Origin of the sequence: Streptomyces sp. NPDC059909 (assembly GCF_042730885.1) — a bacterium.
Taxonomy (GTDB): Bacteria; Actinomycetota; Actinomycetes; order Streptomycetales; family Streptomycetaceae; genus Streptomyces.
The window spans coordinates 1-5,094 of record NZ_JBHWKX010000167.1; the positions used below are offsets into that span (position 1 = coordinate 1).

At 68.3% G+C, this 5,094-nt stretch carries 5 protein-coding genes and 1 pseudogene; 5 read left to right on the forward strand and 1 reads right to left on the reverse strand.

Translation table 11 applies throughout. The annotated features are described in order from the left end of the window. Positions 1–94: 94 nt before the first annotated feature. On the reverse strand, positions 95–457 hold the full coding sequence (locus ACFV9O_RS39545; RefSeq protein ID WP_385427726.1) for a transposase: 363 nt from the start codon (positions 455–457) through the stop codon (positions 95–97). Positions 458–834: 377 nt separating this feature from the next. Here ACFV9O_RS39545 and ACFV9O_RS39550 point away from each other — a divergent pair, with 377 nt between their 5' ends. From ACFV9O_RS39550 to ACFV9O_RS39570, 5 genes and pseudogenes are all read left to right on the forward strand, one after another. Further along, positions 835–2,730, forward strand: coding sequence for a LamG-like jellyroll fold domain-containing protein (locus tag ACFV9O_RS39550; RefSeq protein WP_385427728.1), 1,896 nt, complete (start codon positions 835–837; stop codon positions 2,728–2,730). Positions 2,731–2,834: 104 nt separating this feature from the next. Continuing rightward, a pseudogene (locus ACFV9O_RS39555) lies at positions 2,835–2,939 on the forward strand (transposase); the annotation flags it as partial. Positions 2,940–2,970: 31 nt separating this feature from the next. Then, complete coding sequence (locus tag ACFV9O_RS39560; RefSeq protein ID WP_385427735.1) at positions 2,971–3,918, forward strand: hypothetical protein; 948 nt, start codon at positions 2,971–2,973, stop codon at positions 3,916–3,918. 34 nt (positions 3,919–3,952) lie between these two features. After that, the gene (locus ACFV9O_RS39565) at positions 3,953–4,201 is read left to right on the forward strand and encodes a hypothetical protein (protein WP_385427730.1); all 249 of its coding nucleotides are present in this window, start codon (positions 3,953–3,955) and stop codon (positions 4,199–4,201) included. Between the two features lie 127 nt (positions 4,202–4,328). After that, a partial coding sequence (locus ACFV9O_RS39570) for an SPOR domain-containing protein (protein ID WP_385427732.1) occupies positions 4,329–5,094 on the forward strand: 766 nt, incomplete at its 3' end.

A 5,094-nucleotide genomic window follows, 5' to 3' on the forward strand; every position in this document is an offset into this window, starting at 1 on the left:
TCGAACAGTCCATCCCCGCCACTCATACCAGCATCATCCCGCACGAACGATCACGAACCGCAGGCGGGTTGCGGTTACTGAGACACGCTCCTAGCTATTCGATGGAGTTGCGGGACGGCAACGCCGGCACCAACACCGTCGCCGACCACCTGCGGGTCCTCGCCACGGCACTGAAGCAGATACCGGACTGCAGCCAGGCCAAGCTCCTCGTCCGCGTCGCCGGGCCCGGATCAGCTCCAGCGGCATGGCGGCCAGGAGGCCCTGACCGTCTGGGCACCGATGATCGCCGCGGTCGGCCAGGTGGCCGTACCTTCTTCGCCCGCAGCTGATCACGCAGCGTGTCGTGGATCTGCTCGGTGGTGCCGTCGGCCTCCCACGCCTTGAAGTAGCCGTAGACCGTGGGGTGCGGCGGTAAGTCGTGCGGCAGGTAGCGCCAGGCGATGCCGGTGCGGGCCACATAAGGATCGTGTTGACGACCTCCCGCAGCCCGTGGTCGGTGCGCGTCCCTCGGGGCGGGTCCGCCGCCACTCGGTCAGCATGGGCTCGATGAGCTCCTACTGGTCGTCCTTGAGGTCCGAGGGATACGCACGTCGATCAGTCAAAACATGATCAATACCGCTGACGCGGCGTCCCGATACGCAGTCATGGACACAAGTCCGTCTCACCACAGCGCGAAGCGGACAGTCGGGGGGGATCCCTGCATCGAACACCCTCTCAGGGAAGCCCCCGGCTTGCCCTGTTCCGCGTGCTCACTGTTCAGATGCGTGTCAACGGATGGTTGTCAGCGGCACGCACGCTCCATGTACACCGCATTGGTCCATACACGGAGATCACATGAGCAAGTCGGAAAACTCCCGCCTCGGGCGGCGCTCGCTGCTTCAGGCCGCCCTCGCCGTCCCCGCGGTCGCGGGCACCGCCACTGTGCTGGGTGCCGAGTCGGCCCGAGCCGCGACGCCGCAGGCAGGAACCACGGCAGCCGACGGCCGCCGCGGACACTTCGACGAGGAGAGCCCACGCTTCGCGCTGGCGGTCCTCCCGGACACCCAGTACCTCTTCGACGCGGACAGCTCGGACCCGGAGCCGCTCAAGGCGACCTTCCGCTACCTGGTCTCCGAGCGCGAGGAGGCGAACATCGCCTTCATGACGCACCTGGGCGATGTCACCGAGCACGGCACCGAGGACGAAATCGGCCTCGCGGCGGACACGTTCCGCACCATCCACGGCAAGGTGCCCTACAGCGTCCTGGCCGGCAACCATGACGTCAGGTCGAGTACGGACGACCAGCGGGGCGACACCGCCTACCTCGAGGCGTTCGGACCGCAGCGTTACGCCTCCATGCCGACCTTCGGCGGCGCCTCGCCCGACGGCTACAACAGCTACCACGTGCTGCGGGCCGGCGGACGCGAGTGGCTGGTGCTGGCCCTGGACTGGCGTGCCTCCGACAAGGGACTGACGTGGGCGCAGGGCGTCCTCGACGCCCACCCGACCCTGCCCGCCGTCCTGACGACCCATGACATCGCCTGGGCCGACGACAACGGCGAGGCGCACCTGTCCGGCAACGGGCAGCGGCTGTGGGACCGCATCATTCGCGGCAATGACCAGATCTTCATGGCCCTGGGCGGCCACTACTGGCCCTCGGGGCGCACGGTGCTCACCAACGACGCCGGTCACGATGTCCATGTGCACATCACCAACTACCAGGAGCGCTACTACGGCGGCGCCGGCATGATCCGTCTGTACGCCTTCGACCTGGTCCGCAACGTCGTCGATGTCGAGACGTTCTCCCCGTGGTTCCTGGCCCGCGACCCCGAGAAGCGGACGCCGCTGGAGGCGGAGACCATCGAACTGACCGGTCCGGTGGACCGGTTCGGCCTGGACATCGACTTCGCCGAGCGGTTCCAGGGATTCGCCCCGGTGGTTCCGCCGAAGCCGCGTCCGGCTTCCCGGGTGATGCCTAGGGGCACGGTGGCCTACTGGCGGTTCGACTCCTCCGGCCTCACGGGCGCCGGCAAGCCCGGTTCACCAGTGGCCGGTGGGACGGTGGCCCACGACCTGTCGGGTCACGGCAACGACCTGTCCGTCCAGCTGCTGCACACCAGCCCTGCCGAGGCCCTCACCTGGTCGGCCGAGCACCACACCGACCAGCCGGCCCACGCCAGCCTCCGCTTCGACGGCGGCAAGAACCCGAACCGCGGGGCGGTGCTGACCACCGGCGCCCAGGCGCCGCTGAACAGCATGAAGTTCACCTCGGGCTTCACCATCGAGACCTTCATCAAGCTCCCCGAGCCCTTCGAGGGCGACCACGCCTGGATGGGCATCCTCAGCTGGGAGGGCCGTAACGGCGACGCCGGCAAGACCACCGGCTGGTCGAAGGAGGAGCCCACCTGCAGCCTCAATGTAACCCCTGAGCGCTTCCTGCAGTTCGTGCTCTACCCGCACGTCCAGGACGCCGACCCGACCTCGTGGAGCCACGCGCTGCCCGTAGGCCGGTGGACGCACATCGCGGTCGTGAACGACGGTCTCGGCACAGTGATGTACGTCGATGGTTCGAAGATCGCACGTAACCCGTCGCAGCCAGCCACGGGCATCGCGACCCTGGGCAAGCCGTTCGTCATCGGTGGCACCCAGTTCGCGCAGGAGTTCGGCCAGAGCTTCTACGGCTGGATCGGCGACACCCGTATCGTCGACCGGGCGCTGCGCCCGAAGGACTTCATGCTGTCCATGGACTGACCCCGCTCGGCGGGCGGATCGTACCCGGTCCGCCCGCCGGCAGTCTGGCAACCTGTCCCTCCCCTCGTAGCGGGAAGACCGTGGCTGGAGGGGAGTTGTGAGTCATGGCGGAGAAGCGAAGAAGGTTCGAGCCGGAGTTCCGTGAGGGGGCTGTACGGATCGTGACGGAGGCCGGCAAGTCGATCGTCCAGGTTGCGGAGGACCTGGGCATCAACAGCGCAGGATCTCGACGTTGTTTACGTGAACGATGTCGTCCTGCGGCCAGGGAGCACCTGCAGCGCCCAGGCGGCCATACCCGGGCCCTCCCTGAACGGCACCATGGTCTACGCGTTCGCCACCAAGCCGCTGACCGGCCCCGCCGGTGACGGCGCAGGCCTTCCGGCAGGTCTCACCTTCGGGCCACAGGAAATCTGCAAGCCTGCCCCGCAGGCCACGGCCGTCTACCTCTGCATGTTCGCCGACACCAGCAGCCATTACGCACCGGTCGTCACCATCCCAGCAGACACACCCCACGACACCATGGGCTACTACGGCGCGGTCTACGCACCCGCCGGCTCCGACCTCAACGCCGCAGTTCAGGCCGCCCAGACCGCAGGCGCCACACCCGCGGACGGCACCCACGACGCAGGCACGTTCACGGTCACAAGGCTCGAGCACGTCGCGCAGAACAGCCTGTCGTTCAACATCCCCGACATCGAGGCCGGCAAGTCCTCGCCCCAGAACCTGCGCGTCCACGCCGTCGACGGCGGACACCTGGACTTGTGGTTCGGTCCCGCACCGGAGCAGTACGGCTGGAATACCCGCGACGTCGACATCGGCGTCACCGCGGTGACCGCAGGCGACTCCGCCCAGTGCACCCACAGGACCGAATCGCTCTCATTCGGCAACGCCCTGATCCAGTGTGACCTGAAGCCCGGTGACACCGACATCACCTACACCCTCGCCTCCGCGCCCGGAACCGAAAGCTGGCGCATCAACACCTACGCCCGCTACAAGGTCTACTCCTGGGGGCAGGCCTACCTGACCGCGGAGGCCGCCTTCGCCGTCGACGGACTTCCCGTGCGTGAGCGTCACACGCTCCTGGGTCGCGACGCCGCAGGCAAGCTGTGGCAGTTCGCACCCCGTGTCCGCGTGGGCTCCGGCAACCGGCTGGTCCCGCGGCCGTGTCTGAACTGGTGGCCGCGGTGACGGACGGGATGGGTTACCGGAACGCGTACCGGCCGTGAGCGAGTACCAGTTCGACGATTCCAGCTATCGATGTGGTGTGCGCCGTATCCAGCCGGGCGCGGACCCCTCGACGAGCGTGGTGAACGAGTACAACTTCGGCGACTTCCGCGGCGACGAAGGCCGGCTGATGGAGCACGTCTCCGACACCCACCTCTACCCGCCCGTCCGCCTGCGCCCGACCTGCGGGCCCTGTCGACCACTTGTCACCGGGGCTTCTTCTGGGAGTTCGCCATACGTACGGTGATCGACTCCGCATCTGGTTGCCATGTTCCGATGGGGTAGGCCGGGGTTCCTGTGCCGCCCGGGAACTGCAACCGTCAGGGAGTGCGATGTCCAACGCAGCCATACGAACGCACCACAGAGCGCGAGGGATGAGGCACGTCGGATGGCGCAGGGCCGCCGTGGGGGTCGCTCTGCTGCTTGCCGCAACCGTCCCGCAGGGCGTCGCCTCCGCATCCTCCTCGGCTTCCGCCTCTGCGCCGACCGGGATGAACTGGACGACACAGCACGTGGCGCCCGGCGTTCAGGTCCGCACCGGCGTGCTGGACGACGAGTCCTCCACACCTGTCTGGACCGTGACCGTCCAGGCGCCCGCCACCAACCGGCTTACAGGAGCAGCCACGTGGGCCCCGCTCGGGGACCGCGCCTGGGCGGACGCCACCGGGGAGCAGTTGCGTGGCGCCGGGTTCGAGCCTCGGATCGAAGAGGTGGTGTGGGACACGTACACGGACACCCCGCGCGGCACGATGGGTTGGCAGGTTCGCGTCGGCAAGTACGCCACCCAGGCCGAGGCGAACACAACCAGCACGGCGGTACAGGCGGCAGGCTTCCGTACGGCGGTGGACTGGTCCGGCTATGACGGCCGGCAGGCCCCCGACGCCGAGAAGGTCCACGTCACCGTCATCGACCCGGCACGCTTCCGCGGCACGGTGGAGACGAGCAACGGCGGCAACGTCGCCGACCGTGAGCGCACCTCCGCGGTCTCGGCAAGGCTCGGCTCGCTCGTCGGCGTCAACGGCGGCTTCTTCATCACCTCGGACGCGGACGGTGTCCAGGGCACGGTGGCCGGCATTTCCGCCGTGGACGGCAGGCTGGAGTCCATGGCGGTCGGTTCGCGCGCCGCGCTGATCCTCGCGG